The sequence below is a fragment of the Rugosibacter aromaticivorans genome, assembly GCF_000934545.1.
GTDB classification, from domain to species: Bacteria; Pseudomonadota; Gammaproteobacteria; order Burkholderiales; family Rhodocyclaceae; genus Rugosibacter; species Rugosibacter aromaticivorans.
Genome location: NZ_CP010554.1, coordinates 2,057,906 through 2,073,413, shown reverse-complemented (window position 1 = coordinate 2,073,413; position 15,508 = coordinate 2,057,906). Strand labels below are relative to the sequence as shown.

General features: G+C 55.1%; 19 protein-coding genes and 2 pseudogenes. 15 read left to right on the top strand and 6 right to left on the bottom strand.

The genetic code is table 11. The features are described from left to right. Positions 1 to 421: 421 nt before the first annotated feature. The 3 genes and pseudogenes from PG1C_RS10365 to hisC all read right to left on the bottom strand — a co-directional run. Positions 422 to 1,101, bottom strand: a pseudogene (locus PG1C_RS10365) (transposase); the annotation flags it as partial. Positions 1,102 to 1,451: 350 nt separating this feature from the next. Continuing rightward, complete coding sequence (locus PG1C_RS15050; protein WP_414629197.1) at positions 1,452 to 1,601, bottom strand: hypothetical protein; 150 nt, start codon at positions 1,599 to 1,601, stop codon at positions 1,452 to 1,454. 238 nt (positions 1,602 to 1,839) lie between these two features. Then, on the bottom strand, positions 1,840 to 2,910 hold the full coding sequence (gene hisC / locus PG1C_RS10355; protein WP_202634707.1) for a histidinol-phosphate transaminase: 1,071 nt from the start codon (positions 2,908 to 2,910) through the stop codon (positions 1,840 to 1,842). Positions 2,911 to 3,025: 115 nt separating this feature from the next. Between hisC and hisB the strand changes: the two genes are divergently transcribed. The 10 genes from hisB to tatC all read left to right on the top strand — a co-directional run bounded on the left by hisB (position 3,026) and on the right by tatC (position 8,450). After that, a complete protein-coding gene (gene hisB / locus PG1C_RS10350) occupies positions 3,026 to 3,613 on the top strand; it encodes an imidazoleglycerol-phosphate dehydratase HisB (protein ID WP_202637024.1) in 588 nt (195 codons plus the stop codon). A 16-nt stretch (positions 3,614 to 3,629) separates the two neighbouring features. Beyond that, positions 3,630 to 4,277 (top strand): imidazole glycerol phosphate synthase subunit HisH, encoded by a 648-nt coding sequence (hisH, locus tag PG1C_RS10345; protein ID WP_202637023.1) that lies wholly within the window; start codon positions 3,630 to 3,632, stop codon positions 4,275 to 4,277. A gap of 49 nt (positions 4,278 to 4,326) precedes the next feature. Further along, a complete protein-coding gene (gene hisA / locus PG1C_RS10340; RefSeq protein ID WP_202634706.1) occupies positions 4,327 to 5,070 on the top strand; it encodes a 1-(5-phosphoribosyl)-5-[(5-phosphoribosylamino)methylideneamino]imidazole-4-carboxamide isomerase in 744 nt (247 codons plus the stop codon). 11 nt (positions 5,071 to 5,081) lie between these two features. Then, positions 5,082 to 5,840: an imidazole glycerol phosphate synthase subunit HisF gene (hisF, locus tag PG1C_RS10335; RefSeq protein WP_202634705.1), complete on the top strand. Its 759-nt coding sequence runs from the start codon at positions 5,082 to 5,084 to the stop codon at positions 5,838 to 5,840. Further along, positions 5,837 to 6,250: a phosphoribosyl-AMP cyclohydrolase gene (gene hisI, locus PG1C_RS10330; RefSeq protein ID WP_202634704.1), complete on the top strand. Its 414-nt coding sequence runs from the start codon at positions 5,837 to 5,839 to the stop codon at positions 6,248 to 6,250. The genes hisF and hisI overlap by 4 nt, the downstream gene beginning before the upstream one ends. After that, the gene (locus PG1C_RS10325) at positions 6,247 to 6,576 is read left to right on the top strand and encodes a phosphoribosyl-ATP diphosphatase (RefSeq protein WP_202634703.1); all 330 of its coding nucleotides are present in this window, start codon (positions 6,247 to 6,249) and stop codon (positions 6,574 to 6,576) included. Before hisI ends, PG1C_RS10325 begins: the two co-directional genes overlap by 4 nt. Continuing rightward, positions 6,573 to 6,929 (top strand): histidine triad nucleotide-binding protein, encoded by a 357-nt coding sequence (locus tag PG1C_RS10320; RefSeq protein WP_202634702.1) that lies wholly within the window; start codon positions 6,573 to 6,575, stop codon positions 6,927 to 6,929. The genes PG1C_RS10325 and PG1C_RS10320 overlap by 4 nt, the downstream gene beginning before the upstream one ends. 13 nt (positions 6,930 to 6,942) lie before the next feature. Further along, the gene (gene tatA, locus PG1C_RS10315) at positions 6,943 to 7,185 is read left to right on the top strand and encodes a Sec-independent protein translocase subunit TatA (RefSeq protein WP_202634701.1); all 243 of its coding nucleotides are present in this window, start codon (positions 6,943 to 6,945) and stop codon (positions 7,183 to 7,185) included. Positions 7,186 to 7,248: 63 nt separating this feature from the next. Continuing rightward, positions 7,249 to 7,704: a Sec-independent protein translocase protein TatB gene (gene tatB, locus PG1C_RS10310; RefSeq protein ID WP_202634700.1), complete on the top strand. Its 456-nt coding sequence runs from the start codon at positions 7,249 to 7,251 to the stop codon at positions 7,702 to 7,704. Next, complete coding sequence (gene tatC / locus PG1C_RS10305) at positions 7,704 to 8,450, top strand: twin-arginine translocase subunit TatC (protein ID WP_202634699.1); 747 nt, start codon at positions 7,704 to 7,706, stop codon at positions 8,448 to 8,450. The genes tatB and tatC overlap by 1 nt, the downstream gene beginning before the upstream one ends. Positions 8,451 to 8,488: 38 nt before the next feature. Here tatC and PG1C_RS10300 read toward each other — a convergent pair whose 3' ends face one another. Beyond that, on the bottom strand, positions 8,489 to 9,652 hold the full coding sequence (locus PG1C_RS10300; protein WP_202634698.1) for a Do family serine endopeptidase: 1,164 nt from the start codon (positions 9,650 to 9,652) through the stop codon (positions 8,489 to 8,491). 38 nt (positions 9,653 to 9,690) lie between these two features. On the opposite strand from PG1C_RS10300, the gene PG1C_RS10295 reads away from it, so the two are divergent. Continuing rightward, complete coding sequence (locus PG1C_RS10295) at positions 9,691 to 10,437, top strand: Nif3-like dinuclear metal center hexameric protein (protein WP_202634697.1); 747 nt, start codon at positions 9,691 to 9,693, stop codon at positions 10,435 to 10,437. Here PG1C_RS10295 and PG1C_RS10290 read toward each other — a convergent pair whose 3' ends face one another. Then, positions 10,438 to 10,920 (bottom strand): energy transducer TonB, encoded by a 483-nt coding sequence (locus PG1C_RS10290; RefSeq protein ID WP_202634696.1) that lies wholly within the window; start codon positions 10,918 to 10,920, stop codon positions 10,438 to 10,440. An 88-nt stretch (positions 10,921 to 11,008) separates the two neighbouring features. Here PG1C_RS10290 and PG1C_RS10285 point away from each other — a divergent pair. Continuing rightward, positions 11,009 to 11,609 (top strand): annotated as a pseudogene (locus tag PG1C_RS10285) (circularly permuted type 2 ATP-grasp protein); the annotation flags it as partial. A gap of 17 nt (positions 11,610 to 11,626) precedes the next feature. Continuing rightward, positions 11,627 to 12,757: an ankyrin repeat domain-containing protein gene (locus tag PG1C_RS10280; protein ID WP_202634695.1), complete on the top strand. Its 1,131-nt coding sequence runs from the start codon at positions 11,627 to 11,629 to the stop codon at positions 12,755 to 12,757. A gap of 25 nt (positions 12,758 to 12,782) precedes the next feature. Here PG1C_RS10280 and msrA read toward each other — a convergent pair whose 3' ends face one another. Continuing rightward, positions 12,783 to 13,355 (bottom strand): peptide-methionine (S)-S-oxide reductase MsrA, encoded by a 573-nt coding sequence (msrA, locus tag PG1C_RS10275; protein WP_202634694.1) that lies wholly within the window; start codon positions 13,353 to 13,355, stop codon positions 12,783 to 12,785. Positions 13,356 to 13,715: 360 nt separating this feature from the next. Between msrA and PG1C_RS10270 the strand changes: the two genes are divergently transcribed. Then, positions 13,716 to 14,258, top strand: coding sequence for a DUF2889 domain-containing protein (locus PG1C_RS10270; protein WP_284431751.1), 543 nt, complete (start codon positions 13,716 to 13,718; stop codon positions 14,256 to 14,258). Between the two features lie 65 nt (positions 14,259 to 14,323). Then, on the top strand, positions 14,324 to 15,496 hold the full coding sequence (gene sucC / locus PG1C_RS10265; protein WP_202634692.1) for an ADP-forming succinate--CoA ligase subunit beta: 1,173 nt from the start codon (positions 14,324 to 14,326) through the stop codon (positions 15,494 to 15,496). Positions 15,497 to 15,508 lie beyond the last annotated feature (12 nt).

Genomic DNA, 15,508 nt, shown 5'->3' with positions numbered 1-15,508 from the left:
TTTGTAGCCATGGCTTACTATCGCTTAACAGCCTATCTAGAATTAATTATTTATTCGGACATCAAGCGGATGTCAGAGTTCTCAAATAATTGTGCATGGCTGCTATCGGCGCAGAGTGTGTAAAAACGCAAGAGATTATGGGTGCTACAAATTGTCCCGTTTTCTGGCATCTTCCTGCGGTTGTTGGGGCTTCAAGGTGGCTGCGATTTCGACCTGTCAAAGGGTATTGATTGGGGAGAAGTTCTCGTTCGAGGGCTGCGAGGCCGCATTGAAGGGGACATCAAGCGTCTCAGCCCCTCATCTCCGCCATTAAGACCCCGGGGCCGAGCATCTTCATTGTTCGCTTGAGGTGATAGGCGAGGACGTGCAGGCTTATTTCTGTAATGACCCGCTTCAGGGTCTTCGTCAGGAAGTGCGCACCTTCGCCCTTGAAGTAGCCCTGGTCTGCAGCTACCGTAGGAGGCTGGACTTCCCTTGCATCACGGGCGAGCTTGGCTATCGAGGTTGACTGATCCCGATCGCTTCCGACATTAGGCACCTCATGCGCCCCATCAGGTGATGCTGCGCATCCCCGCCGTCTGGTAGCCTACGATGCCAGCCCCGCGGGTCTTCATCGAACGGGCATCGGGGTCAGTCAGCGCAATCTGCTTGTCCGGTGCCGCATCAAGTTGAGCCTCAATTGCCTCCATCCGGTGTTGCAGCCTGGCGCTGGTGAAGTTCCGGTCTCGGTTATTGACGGCCTTGAACTTGCTGCCGTCGAGAGCGACCAGGGCTGCGGAGAACAGACCAACCCGCTGGCACAGCACCATGAACTGACGGCAGACACTGCGGATGGTCTTGCCGTTGTCTTTGCGAAAATCGGCAATGGTCTTGAAGTCGGGCATCAGACGACCGGTCAGCCACATCGGTTCAACGGTGCGCTGGACTCCCTTCTCAAGCCGCCGGCTGGACTCGATTGAGGTAACCGTAGATGTAAATCTTCAGGAGACATGCGGGATGGTAAGCCGGCCGGCCGGTTGCCACCGGTTTGACGCCTTCAAGCCCCCGCTGGCCAGGATCTAGTGCATCGACGAAAACATCAACGACCCGTACCGGATTGGTATGTCGCGCGGGTGGAAAAGCACGCTGCTTGATGCAGTCAAAAACAGGTCAAAATATTATTGAAGCGGGGCCGGATCCCGGGGTCAGGTTTCCCGGAATAGCTCAGGCAGGGGTCCTCTGTGGTTTTCGCCTAACCCTGCCTATATGGACTCCCCCTCAAGAGAACTGACCGATAGTTCTGGCTTAGGGTAAGTGCATGCGGTCATATATCCGGCATCGATAGTGGGCTCTGAGTGGCCCGTGCCGCTTCCAGCTGGGCGCAGGCATCGGCGGATCGGTCTTGTTGCGCTTCACATAGGCACGAACGCAGGTGGCGGGCAGAAGCTTGACCTCGATGCCCAGCCGTTAAGCTAGCGCGCCCAGTGGTGAGCGGAGCCACAGGCTTCCATGATGACCCGGCGGACATCGCGGTTCTGGAACCAGCGCTCGAACTGGGTGCGCGAAAGGCGATGCGATTCGATGATCTTCCACGGCCCGTCGGCAACAGTAGTAGCACTCATATTTTGGCTTCCTCCTCGGCGTTGATCGGTGCTGACACCCACGTCCAGCTTCAGCTGCGCATGGCGTGCGCCAACAAAAGGGGGCACCCCATCAGTCGTTCGCGCGGGACGTGCCAAAAGCGGCACGCCGCTCCATTTGAACGTTGAACGTCTTATTATGGACGCCTCCCGGTTTGGCAAGAGATATTTCGTGTGTCGGTAATGGTCAAGACACCCCAGAAATCAAACTGGTTTAGCGTTATGCCAGTATTTCCCGCAGCGCATTAATTAGCGTTGCGCATTGATCATCCGTACCGATGGTAATGCGCAGAAATTGTTCGATGCGTGGCAGTTTGAAATGGCGCACCACGATGCCGCGTTGCCGTAATGCTAACGCTGACTTTTCGGCGTCGTGTTGTGGGTGGCGTACAAAGACAAAGTTGGCGACCGAGGGTAGCACTTCAAAGCCTAGTGCGTCCAGTGCTGACACCAAGCCCTCGCGTGAGTGGATTACCGCTTTGCGGGTTCTTTCAAAATGGGCTTTGTCCTCTAGCGCAGCGATGGCACCGGCTATGGCCAGGCGATCCAGCGGGTAGGAATTAAAGCTGTTTTTTACCCGCTCGAGTGCTTCAATTAAATCGGCATGGCCAATGGCAAAACCAACGCGCAAACCGGCCAGAGATCGTGATTTGGAAAAAGTATGTACAACCAGAAGATTCGGGTAGCGATGGGTGAGCGGGATGGCACTCTCGCCGCCAAAATCGACATAGGCTTCATCGATAACAATCACTGTATGCGGATGCATCTGCAAAAGCTGCTCTATCTCGGCAAGAGAAATCGCTCGGCCTGTGGGCGCATTCGGGTTGGGGAAAATAATGCCGCCAATATTGCCACCATTGGGTCGAGCGTAGTCGGCAATACGGATGGAAAAATCGTCAGCTAGCGGTACGGTGTTAAAAGCAATCTCATAGAGTCCGCAATACACGGGGTAGAAGCTGTAGGTGATGTCGGGGAACAGCACGGGTTGGCTGTGTTTTAGCAAGCCCAAAAAAACGTGTGCCAGAATTTCATCAGAGCCATTACCCACAAACACGTTGATAGTAGTTACATCGTGGTGGTCGGCAATGGCTTCTTTTAGCGCTTCGGCATTCGGGTCTGGATAAAGCCGCAAATCTTCGTCCACCGCGCCGCGAATGGCTTTGAGCACGCGCGGGCTAGGGCCGTAGGGGTTTTCGTTGGTGTTGAGCTTGACCAGATTGGCAAGCCTGGGTTGCTCGCCAGGAACATAAGGCGTGAGGCCTTTGACAACATCGCTCCAAAATTCGGACATGATTTTGCAGATTAGCCTGGGTATAAGGGTTGATGGCAGGGTTGATAATGGGTGAAAATGAAACTTCGGCGATGGTATCATGTTGCTCTTGTTCAACTGCGTGTCCGAGACTGCCATGCGGCAAGCTGACGTTTCTCGTAATACCCTGGAAACCCGTATTCATGTTGCCATCAATCTTGATGGCACGGGCGTCGCCAAACTCTCCACAGGCGTGGGTTTTTTTGACCACATGCTCGACCAGATTGCACGGCATGGCATGATTGATCTCATGATCGATGCTGTGGGGGACCTGCACATTGATGCGCATCACACGGTAGAAGATGTGGGCATTACCCTCGGCCAGGCGTTAGCTAAAGCCTTGGGTGATAAAAAAGGCTTGCGCCGCTATGGGCATGCCTATGTGCCTCTGGATGAAGCGTTGTCGCGGGTGGTGGTTGATTTGTCTGGCCGTCCCGGGTTGGTTTTTAACGTGCCTTTTACCCGCGCTGCCATCGGTGAATTTGATGTCGATCTGATTCATGAGTTCTTTCAAGGGCTGGTCAATCACGCGGGCATTTCCCTGCATATCGATAACCTCAGTGGTGTGAACGCCCACCATCAGGCAGAAACCGTGTTCAAAGCCTTCGCCCGTGCATTGCGCATGGCGATCGAGACCGATGCGCGTGCGGCGGGCGCTATTCCTTCGACTAAAGGCTCACTCTGATTCGAGCATGAACACGATGGCTACGTCGGTTGCAGTGGTCGATTACGGCATGGGTAATTTGCGGTCGGTGGCCAAAGCCATTGAACATGTGGCACCCCGCGCCTCCGTGCGCGTTACCGCCAACGCTGCTGAAATAGCAGCGGCGGATCGCGTCGTGGTGCCGGGTCAAGGTGCTATGCCCGATTGCATGCGTGAGCTCACGGAGCGGCATCTGCGCGATGCGGTGATTCGTGCGGCCACTGAAAAACCTTTTCTGGGTATTTGTGTTGGGCTGCAAATGCTTTTTGGGCATGCGGAAGAAGGCGATGTCATGGGTCTTGGCGTTTTGTCTGGTCGTGTGCCGCGTTTTCCGCAAGCAGCCATGGTGGCAGTCGATGGTTCGCGTCTTAAAGTGCCGCACATGGGGTGGAATCAGGTGCAGCAGGTTGGAACGCATCCACATCCGCTATGGGACGGCATTGCAGATGAAACGCGCTTTTATTTTGTGCATAGCTATTACGTTGAGCCACAAGATGCCACTTGCATTGCTGGGTCGACCACCCATGGCATCTCCTTTACCAGCGCCATTGCGTGCGATAACCTCTTTGCTGTTCAATTTCATCCGGAAAAAAGCGCCCAGGCTGGTTTGCGTTTGCTGGAAAATTTCATGCACTGGCAGCCTTGATCGGGTGCCTGCGTTGCTGTGTTGTTAACTTTCTTATCTCTTAATTTTTATGCTGCTCATACCTGCAATTGATCTGAAAGATGGCCATTGTGTCCGTTTGAAACAGGGCGAAATGAATGATGCCACCGTGTTTTCTGAAGACCCGGCCGCCATGGCGCGGCACTGGATCAAGCAAGGCGCGCGCCGCTTGCATCTAGTTGACCTGAATGGCGCTTTTGCCGGTAAGCCAAAAAACGAATCCGCTATCAAGACGATTCTTGCCGAAGTGGGCAATGAAATTCCCGTGCAACTGGGCGGTGGCATTCGTGATCTGGATACCATTGAACGCTGTCTTGATGATGGTATTAGCTACATCATCATTGGCACGGCAGCAGTGAAGAATCCTGGTTTTCTGCATGACGCTTGCAGTGCCTTCCCCGGGCATATTATTGTTGGGCTGGATGCAAAAGATGGCAAGGTTGCGGTTGACGGCTGGTCCAAGCTGACCGGTCACGATGTGATTGATCTGGCTAAAAAGTTTGAAGGCTATGGCGCCGAGGCAGTGATCTATACCGACATCGGACGGGATGGCATGTTGTCCGGTGTAAACATCGAAGCGACTGTCAGATTAGCCCAGGCACTGACCATTCCGGTGATCGCTAGCGGCGGCATTGCCGGCTTGCAAGACATCCAGGCGCTGTGTCAGGTAGCAGACGAGGGAATTATGGGGGCAATTACCGGCCGTGCGATTTATGAAGGCACGCTGGATTTCAGCGCAGCGCAAGCTGAGGCAGACGCGCTCTCTGGTCGCTAGGGCCGCTTGCCATGCTGGCTAAACGCATCATTCCCTGCCTTGACGTGAATGCCGGTCGCGTCGTGAAAGGGGTTAACTTCGTGGCGTTACGCGATGCGGGGGACCCCGTGGAAATTGCCCGTCGTTATGACGCGCAGGGCGCAGACGAAATTACCTTTCTGGACATCACGGCGAGCTCAGATGAGCGTGATATTATTTTGCACATCATCGAGGCAGTGGCTTCTCAGGTTTTCATTCCCCTCACCGTGGGCGGCGGTGTGCGTGCGGTGACGGATGTGCGTCGTTTGCTTAACGCCGGCGCAGATAAAGTCAGCATGAATACCGCAGCGGTGAATAATCCGCAATTAGTGGCTGATGCCGCAGCCAAAGTCGGTACGCAATGCATCGTGGTTGCGATCGATGCCAAGCAGACGAGCCCCGGCAAGTGGACGGTGTTTACCCACGGCGGGCGCAAGAATGTCGGTTTGGATGCGATTGACTGGGCGCGGCAGGTGCAGTTGCTGGGTGCGGGTGAAATTTTGCTCACCAGCATGGATCGTGATGGCACCAAGGCCGGCTTTGATTTAGCATTGACTCGCGCAGTGGTCGATGCTGTCACTATTCCGGTGATTGCTAGTGGCGGCGTAGGCAACTTGGCTCATTTGACGGCTGGCGTTACTATCGGACGAGCCGATGCTGTGCTGGCGGCGAGTATTTTCCATTATGGCGAATACACCGTGCGTGAAGCGAAAGAATACATGCAGCAACAGGGTGTCGAGGTGAGGCTATGAATGTACCCGTGAAAACACCCGTGAGTGAAACTTCCTGGCTAGAGGCCGTCGCATGGGATGCGCAGGGATTGGTGCCGGTTATCACCCAAGAAGCGGCCAGCGGCGAGATTTTGATGCTCGCCTGGATGAACCGCGAGGCACTGTCTCTTACGGTGGCCGAAGGCCGGGCGATTTATTGGTCTCGCTCGCGCAATCGGCTGTGGCGCAAAGGCGAAGCGTCTGGTCATGTGCAATGGGTCAAAGAAATTCGGCTTGATTGCGATAACGATGTGGTGTTGTTGAAGGTGGAACAAATTTCTGGAATCGCTTGCCATACCGGGCGCAAGAGTTGTTTTTTTCAGCGTCTTGAGTCGGGCGTTTGGCAGGCGGTTGATCCTGTACTCAAAGCGCCGGAGGACATATACAGATGATAGATTTTGAGGTGATGCATCGTTTGCAAAAAACTCTGTATGCGCGCAAAACCGCTGCGCCGGATTCCTCCTATGTCGCTGGTTTGTACGCCAAAGGGGTTGATTCGATCTGTAAAAAAGTCGCGGAGGAAGCGGCTGAAACAATTATGGCTGCCAAAGACGGCGACCGTTTGCATCTGGTGCATGAAGTCACCGATCTCTGGTTTCACAGCATGGTGCTGCTCACCCAGTTTGATGTAGGTATTGATGATGTTGTGGCTGAGTTTCGTCGCCGCGAAGGCCTTTCTGGTATCGACGAGAAAAAAAATCGTGGGGATACAAAATGAGTGACTGCATTTTTTGCAAAATCATTCGCGGTGATATTCCCTCAAAAAAAATTTATGAGGACGATGAGATTTTTGCTTTTCACGATATTCATCCCGCTGCACCGGTGCATTTTATGATCGTGCCAAAACAACACATTGCCTCGCTGGCTGAAGCCGACATGAGCCACCAGAAAATCCTGGGGCGTCTGCTTGCCAAGGCCGGCGAGCTCGCTAAAGGCCAAGGCCTGAACGACGGCTTTCGCACCATCATCAATACAGGCTATGTGGGGCAACAGGAGGTGTATCATTTGCACGCACATATTCTGGGTGGCCCGGAACCCTTGGGCCCCATGCTGAAGCAACGAGCGAGTTAACAAGGAGAAAATAATGGGAAGCTTGAGTATCTGGCACTGGTTAATTGTGTTGGTGATTGTCATGCTGATATTTGGCACGAAGAAATTGCGCAACATAGGTTCTGACCTTGGTGGAGCAGTCAAAGGGTTTAAAGAGGGCATGAAAGAAGGCGCGTCGGATGCACCGACTACGCATAACGCATCGACCGCGCCACCCGCGCAGGTGACCGGGCAAACGATTGATGTTGAGTCGCATCGCGAGCAATCCAAGTTGTGATTTTTAATGGCGTGGTGGCGAAAGCAGACGCGCGCTACCGCACTTCTGTGGCGTTGATTCTTCGTGTTTGATATTGGGTTTTCTGAACTGCTGGTGATCGCCGTGGTAGCGCTCATCGTTATTGGCCCCGAGCGGTTACCCAAAGTGGCGCGCACTGCCGGGCTGTTGTCAGGCCGGTTGCGCCGTTACGTCAATGATGTCAAAGCAGACATCAGCCGCGAAATGCAACTTGACGAGCTGAAAAAAATGCAGCAGGAAGTGGCTGATCGCATCGCTGCGGCCGAATCCACTGTGCGACATGAAATGCATGAGGTGGCGTCTTCCGTTGCGCAGGACATTGCGCCTCCAGGAGAGGAAACTGCGGAGCTCACCGTTCACCAAGGGGACTTGTTCCGCGGCGCACCCCAAGAGGACTTGCTTCACGGCGCATCACCAGAGCCGACTTTTTCAGACGCTGTGGTGCCTGAAAAAACACCTGCCGGACTGACAACACCGGCCACACCGACGGAGCGAACCTGATGGTGGAAGGTCAGGAAAGTTTTCTGTCGCATCTGGTGGAGTTGCGTGATCGCCTGATTCGCATCCTGATTGCCGTGCTGGTTGTTTTTGTACCTATGGCGTTTTTCGCGCGGGAGCTTTATTCGCTGCTGGCCGCACCGCTCTTGCACGTGTTGCCTGCGGGCGGCACGATGATCGCTACCGATGTTGTCGGGGTTTTTCTGGTGCCCATGAAGGTAGCGCTGGTCGTCTCTTTTCTTGTGGTGCTGCCTTACGTGCTGTACCAGATATGGGCGTTTGTCGCGCCAGGGCTATATGCCCACGAAAAGAAATTTGCTGTGCCGATGTTAATTGCTTCCGTCTTGCTTTTTTTTACGGGGATGGCCTTTGCCTACTTTGCGTTTTTTCCGATGGTCTTTGGCTTTATGGCGAGGTTTGCCCCCGTTGGCGTTTCGTGGATGACGGATATTGAAAAATATTTTTCATTTGTGCTCACCATGTTTCTTGCTTTTGGTGCCACGTTTGAGGTACCGGTGATTGTCATCGTGCTGGTCAAAATGGGATTTGTGCGCGTTGAAAAGCTACGCGAGTGGCGGCCTTATGTCATCGTTGGAGCGTTTGTGATCGGCGCAATTTTCACGCCGCCCGATGTCATCTCACAATTTATGATGGCCATGCCCATGTGGCTGCTGTTTGAAGCAGGCGTTTTCATGGCGGGCTTCATCGCCAAGCCAGCCCTCGCTGCCTCCGGCGATAGCGCACCGTAAAGCTCGCCATCGGGCGAGGACTCAAGGTCTTATTGCCTTTATTCCTCAGCCAGCGGTTTAGGGCGCTTGCCGATGGTGACATCGGCGTTGAAAGTTTTACCCGCGCGCATTAACGTTAGGCGAGCCACTTTTCCTGGTTCAAGGGCAGCGATGAGCCCGAGCATCGCTTGGGCATCTTTTACAGGTTTACCCGCGACATCAAGCAGTACATCGCCTGGTTGAATGCCTGCCCGCTCGGCAGGTGCGCCACGGACAACACCGGCAATCAGCGCGCCATTGGCGTTAGGCAGTTTGAATGATTCCGCCAGTTCAGGCGTAATTTCTTGCACTTCAACACCAATCCAGCCCCGGGTGACGACGCCGTTCTTCACGATTTCTTCCATGATGTTTTTAGCCAGCGATACCGGAATCGCAAAACCGATGCCCATCGAGCCACCACTTTGTGAATAAATCGCGGTATTGATGCCAACCAGATTACCGTTGGTGTCAATCAACGCGCCCCCTGAATTACCCGGGTTAATTGCTGCATCCGTCTGAATGAAATTCTCAAACGTGTTGATGCCCAAGTGCGAGCGGCCAAGAGCAGACACAATGCCCGAAGTGACCGTTTGCCCAACACCAAAGGGATTGCCGATCGCCAACACAATGTCGCCCACGCGCAAGGTGTCGCTATTGCCAAAGGTGATCACAGGCAGCTTATGGTCGGCTGGAATGCGCAGAACCGCCAGGTCGGATTCAGGGTCTGATCCCACCACCTGCGCTTTGTATTTGTGACCATCATTGCTGGCGACTTCAATTTCATCTGCGCCATTGACGACATGAAAGTTAGTCAAAATATAACCCTCGGACGACACCACGACACCACTGCCCAGACCTGATCTGCGCTCAGATCCTTCGCCCAGGTGATCACCAAAAAAACGGCGAAATAGCGGGTCATCCTGCAAGGGGTGACGTGGTATCTTGACATCCTGGCTAGTGTAAACATGAACCACCGCTGGCAAAGCTTTTTGCGCGGCATCGGCATATGAACCCGGGCGGTGCGCAGTGCTTACGGGGGCATCGATTACTGTGGCAGATGGCGCAGGTAAAGAGGATAAATTTGGCCAGTAACCCAGCCATTCGGGCTTGAGTGTTTTGATCGTAAACAAAAGCGCGATACAAATGGTAACGGTTTGGGCGAAGGTAAGCCAGAGACGGCGCATAATCGAACTCTTTTTTAGTAGTGAAAAGGTTGAAAACAATGCAACGTGAGGAACTGCGGATGTATCTTGACGGGCTGCTCGAAGCAGCGCGCTTTCGCGATTATTGCCCAAATGGCCTGCAAGTGGAAGGCAGGGCGCTCGTGCAACGCGTTGTTTGTGGCGTTACGGCAAGCCAAGCGCTGATTGATGCGGCGATTAAACATCGGGCCGATGCTTTGTTGGTGCATCACGGCTGGTTCTGGAAGGGTGAAGATGGTCGTGTGACCGGCTATCGCCGTCAGCGGCTGGCAAGCTTGCTGGTACATGATATCAGTCTTTTTGCCTACCATCTGCCGCTGGATGCGCACCCGACGCTAGGCAATAACGCGCAGCTTGCCGCGCGCCTGGGCTGGACGATCGAAGGGCATTTTAGCGAGCAGGACATCGGCTTTTTCGGCGTCCCGCCCGCGCCGACTTCTGCCGGCGATCTGACCGCCGCAGTCGAGCGCAGCTTAGGACGTGCGCCTTTACTGATAGGTGAAGCGACGCGCTCGATAAAACGCATTGCCTGGTGCACCGGTGGTGCGCAAAGTTATTTTGAAGAAGCGCTGGCGACCGGCGCCGATATTTTTGTCTCCGGCGAAATCTCGGAGCAGACTGTTCATCTGGCGCGCGAAACCGGCATGGCTTATCTGGCGGCCGGTCACCACGCAACCGAACGCTATGGCGTGATGGCTTTGGCAGCACAGCTGAACAAGGCTTGCGGTATTGAATGCGAATTCATCGATATCGACAATCCGGTGTGATTACTGCAAGCGGAAAGTAACGGGCAGCAGCGTCTGGCGCGGGTTGCCGGGCAATGCACCGATATGACGTGCGGCATCGAGCGCCGCTTGATCAAGCAGTGCATGGCCGGAGCTTTTGGCAATTTCCAGCGCACGAATCCGGCCGGCAGTATCCAGTGTCAGCAAGAGCACGACCTCGCCTTCCAGACCCTGGCTTACAGCGGGCGGCGGATAAAACAGGTGCTTTGAGAGCATGGCCTGTGCCCGGCGGAGGGAAGCGCCGGGCAGGTTTTTTGGCGCAGATGCCCGAGGGGATGTCGGCCCACTGCTGGTGTTGGTGCTTGTCACTGCGTCGGCCATGGTTGCGGGCGCGACTGGTTCATTCAGCAACGTTGCCTGAATGGGAGTGCGCAATGGCGCTGGCGTGGCGGAAAGCCATGCAGGGGCGAATAGCAGAGCAAGGTGAGCGCCCAGACTGAGCAGGCAAGCGAAAAGGAGCCGCATGGCGGCGATTTTAGGTGTTTGCTAGAGGCTGCACGCAAAAAATGTTTGCGTGCGCACTGTAATTTTCTACAGGCGCAGGTTTCGCACCAAAATCATTGCCGCCCGTGAGTGGCGGCAAATCGAGGCTGGATGGCGCCAGCGGGTCAAAGCGCTGAATGTCTTTTTGCACAAGGTGTATCACGATCAGAAGATGATCAAGGCAGATCGCATCCCGGCGCAGCAAATACTCGGCAATGTCCAGTACCGCAAGGAAATGCTCGGCATCAACGTGCCCGGCAACATCTATGCGCACACTCTCCGGCGTTTCCTGCATGCTCGAAGACCGCAAGATGATGATGCGGCTGTTCCCCGAATTGTTTTCCCGCCAGGCGATTGCGCCAGTCGAACATTATCCTGATTTTTTGCTCGACAATTTGTGTTCCGTCGCACCTGATAGCGAAAGCCACCCGAACATGGTGGTGATGACACCTGGTCAGTTCAACAGCGCTTATTTCGAGCACGCTTTTTTGGCGCAACAGATAGGTGTCGAGCTGGTTGAGGGCAACGATCTTTTTGTCCGCGATGACACCGTGTTCATGCGTACCACGCACGGGCCGCGCCGTGTGCATGTGATCTACCGCCGCATTGACGACGACTTCATTGATCCGCTGGCTTTTCGCAAGGATTCGGCGCTCGGTGTGCCGGGCCTGCCTGTATACTGCGCGCCATGAAAGCATTGCTTGCCTGTCTGTTGATTCTTGCTACTGCGCTGGCCTCGGCTGCGGGCCTGCCGGATCGGGTGAGGTTCTCGGTCGCCATTGAACGTGGCGATGTGGCGCAGGCGCGCGAATGGCTGGCTGCGGGTCTGCCGCCGGATTTTGAGGGCAGCCTGATCGGCAGCGGCCTGATGATCGGCGCATGGGAAGGCAGTATCCCGATGATGGCGCTGTTTCTCTCGTACGGGGCAAATGTCAATGCCGTGAATACGCATGGCGAAACAGCCCTGTTGCACGCCAGTTGGAAGGGGCATCTTGACGCCGTGCGGTGGCTCATCGCGCAGGGTGCGCAACCCAATCGGCAGGGTAAAGAATGGTCTGCCTTGCACTATGCTGCATTTGCAGGCCATGAGGCCATTGTGCGTTACTTGTTGGACCTGGGGGCGAATGTGAATGCGTTGTCGCCGAATGGCTCTACGCCGCTCATGATGGCGGCAAGAGAAGGGAAGGCTGGGATTGTGACTTCTTTGCTGGCGGCCGGAGCTCAAGGTACGATCGTCAATGACAATGGCGAAAATGCTGTGCGTTGGGCGATGCGTAACAACAATGTTTACATCGCACGCGAGATTGCTGGCAGCAAAAATTTTGTCGCCATTGCCCCAGCAGCAACCTGGGGTCAGGCGATGCGTTCGCAACCGGTGCCGGATCGTGTCGATATGCTTTTGGCGCAGGCGCGAAAAATGGCGGCGGCAGGACAGAACGATGCGGCATCGAAACTCTATCGCGCTGCGCTGGTGGCGATTCGCAAAGCAGAGAAGGTCGAGAAGACGATTGGCAAGAAGGCTGCTCCGCAGGTCGCCACTGGCCTGGTGATCTCCGCACAGCGCGGGAATCCGGCGGCGCAGTCTGCGGGATTGCGCTATGCCACGCCAGCCATCGGCACTGCTGCTGAAAAAGTTATGCGCAACGGTATCCTCTGGGATGGCGCTAGTAAGGCGGTGACAAATGACACGGCTGATCCGCCGGAAGAGTTTTTGCGCCGCGCCCGCGAGCTTGAAGCGGCTGGCCGCCGTCGCGAGGCGCTGCAAGCCTATCGTCAGGCGGCTACCTTGTTACGCGGTACGCAAACTGCACCGCCCTGATTTCGCATGCTGCGATGGTGCGCTGTCAGTGCTTTAAGCGGTGCGCAAAGACCTGACGCAACTTGGCGGCTTTGGGTCCGACAACAAACTGGCAGTAGGGCTGGTGCGGATTATTCGCGAAGTAGTTCTGGTGATACGCTTCCGCCGGCCAGAAAGTCGGCGCTGGCAACACGGTGGTGACGATGGGATCAGGCCAGATGCGATCTACGCCGAGCTCGGCAATCAGCGCATTCGCGATAGCGGCTTGTTCGGCATCATGCGTGAAGATGACTGAGCGATATTGCGTGCCGACATCATTGCCCTGCCGGTTGAGCGTGGTCGGATCATGAATGGCGAAAAAGGCTTCGAGCAGCGTGCGGTAGTCGATTACCGCCGGATCGAAATGTACCTGAACGACTTCCGCATGTCCGGTGCTGCCGCTGCACACGCTGTTGTAATCGGGGTTTTCTCCCGCGCCGCCGGCATAGCCGGAGATAACCGAATGTACTCCCGTGAGTTGAATGAAGGCTGCTTCAAGGCACCAGAAGCAGCCGCCACCCAAGGTGGCTAGCGGGGTAGTTTTTTCTTTCGGGGGAGGGGTTTCAGAGGAATGGGTCATGGTATCAGTGGGTAGGGTCGGTAGATAACAACGATCGGGAGGGCTAAGCGTTGGCGGTGATTGGCGCACAAAGCGAGGGTGCACAGATCAATCATACGTAAAGGAAACGCAAAGGCAAGATGTCTTGGCAGTCCCGGGTTTAGCATGAGGACGGAGTAGCATGGTATCATCTCGCACCGCAAAAAAAGCAGGCAAAGGTAGGTAGCCGCTACCATTGCTCGCTACATGAGATTGCCTGGAGTTGTCCTTGATTTTTTAAGGCGGCTCATTGGTTCCACTAACCTTCCCGCCATTAGTTTCCCTGGTTTTTCGTTTTTTAACGCCATGCCTTTACCTGCTCCCAGCGTTCCTCGAAAATTAGTGCATATTCGCCGCGTCGACATCGAATGCTGGCATCGTGAAGATGGACTGCTGGATATTGAAGCGCGCATGATCGACCTAAAAGACAAGGATTACCCGCTGCCGCCTTCTCTTGGGGTGCGCGCCAAAGGCGAACCCTTGCACGATATGCGCGTGCGGATCACCATTGACCAGGGCATGACAATTCATGATGCCGTGGCAAGCTCAGATGCGGTGCCTTATCCGGGCGGGTGTGACACCATCGCGCCAGTGTATCGGCAGTTGATTGGCTTAAGCCTACTCAAGGGGTTTCGTCGTGCGGTGACCGAGCGCTTTGGCGGGGTGCGTGGTTGCTCGCACATGACCGAGTTGCTGGGGTCGCTGCCAACCGCTGCTTTTCAGACCATGGCCAGTATTCAACGCGACAACGGTGTCATGGATTGGGACGATCATGTGACAAAACAACCTTTTCAGCTCGATAAATGCCACGCGCTGGAAACTTCTTCGGAGACTGTGCGGCGCTTCTATCCGCGATGGTACCGACAACACAAGGCTGCCGGCTAATTCAGACTCAGACCGGCTAAGACCCAAGCACCATTAACCACTGACTACAAGGATAAGGATGACGCATGAAAATTCATGAATATCAGGGTAAGGAACTCCTGAAACAATTTGGGATGACTGTTCCGCGTGGCATTCCGTGCTTTTCTGTTGATGAGGCCGTGAAAGCGGCCGAAGAACTCAGTAAGACGCTGGGCACCAAGGTGTGGGTCGTGAAGGCGCAAATCCACGCCGGTGGACGCGGCAAGGGCGGTGGCGTGAAGGTTGCCAAATCGCTCGACGAAGTTCGCCAGTACGCCAGCCAGATTCTCGGCATGCAGCTCATCACCCATCAGACGAGCGCTACCGGACAAAAAGTCCGTCGCTTGCTGATTGAAGAAGGTGCCGACATCAGGCAAGAATATTATCTCGCGGTGCTGACGGATCGCGCGACCCAAAAGGTGGCGATCATGGCCTCTTCCGAAGGGGGGATGGACATCGAGGAAGTCGCTCACGCCACGCCGGAAAAGATTCTGAAAGAATTTATCGATCCGCTGGTTGGCGTAACCGACCAGCAGGCGCTGCATCTGGCGCGTGGTATTGGCGTGCCGGAAGCCTCTCAATCTGATGCCGTGCAACAAATCAAGCATCTCTACACCTGCTACATGGAAACCGATGCCAGCCTGGCTGAGATCAACCCGCTGATTCTCGAAGGCAACGGCAAAATCAAGGCGCTGGATGCGAAGTTCAATTTTGATCCCAACGCACTCTTTCGTCATCCAGACATCGTGGCCTATCGCGATCTGGACGAAGAAGATGCGGCTGAAATCGAGGCCTCGAAATTTGATCTGGCGTATATCTCGCTGGATGGCAATATCGGCTGTCTGGTCAATGGCGCCGGCCTGGCGATGGCAACCATGGATACCATCAAGCTGTTCGGCGCGGAACCTGCCAACTTTCTTGATGTGGGCGGTGGTGCGACGACTGAGAAAGTCACCGAAGCGTTCAAGATCATGCTCAAGAATCCGGCGGTAAAAGGCATTCTGGTGAATATTTTCGGCGGCATCATGAAGTGCGACACCATTGCCAACGGGGTAGTTACCGCCGCGCGGGAAACACATCTTTCGGTGCCGCTGGTGGTGCGCATGAAGGGCACCAACGAAGACCTCGGCAAGCAGATACTCAAGGATTCAGGCCTGCCGATCATTTCTGCCGACACCATGGCCGAGGCGGCGACCAAGATCGTCGCCGCTGTTCGCTAAGAATTGCGTTAA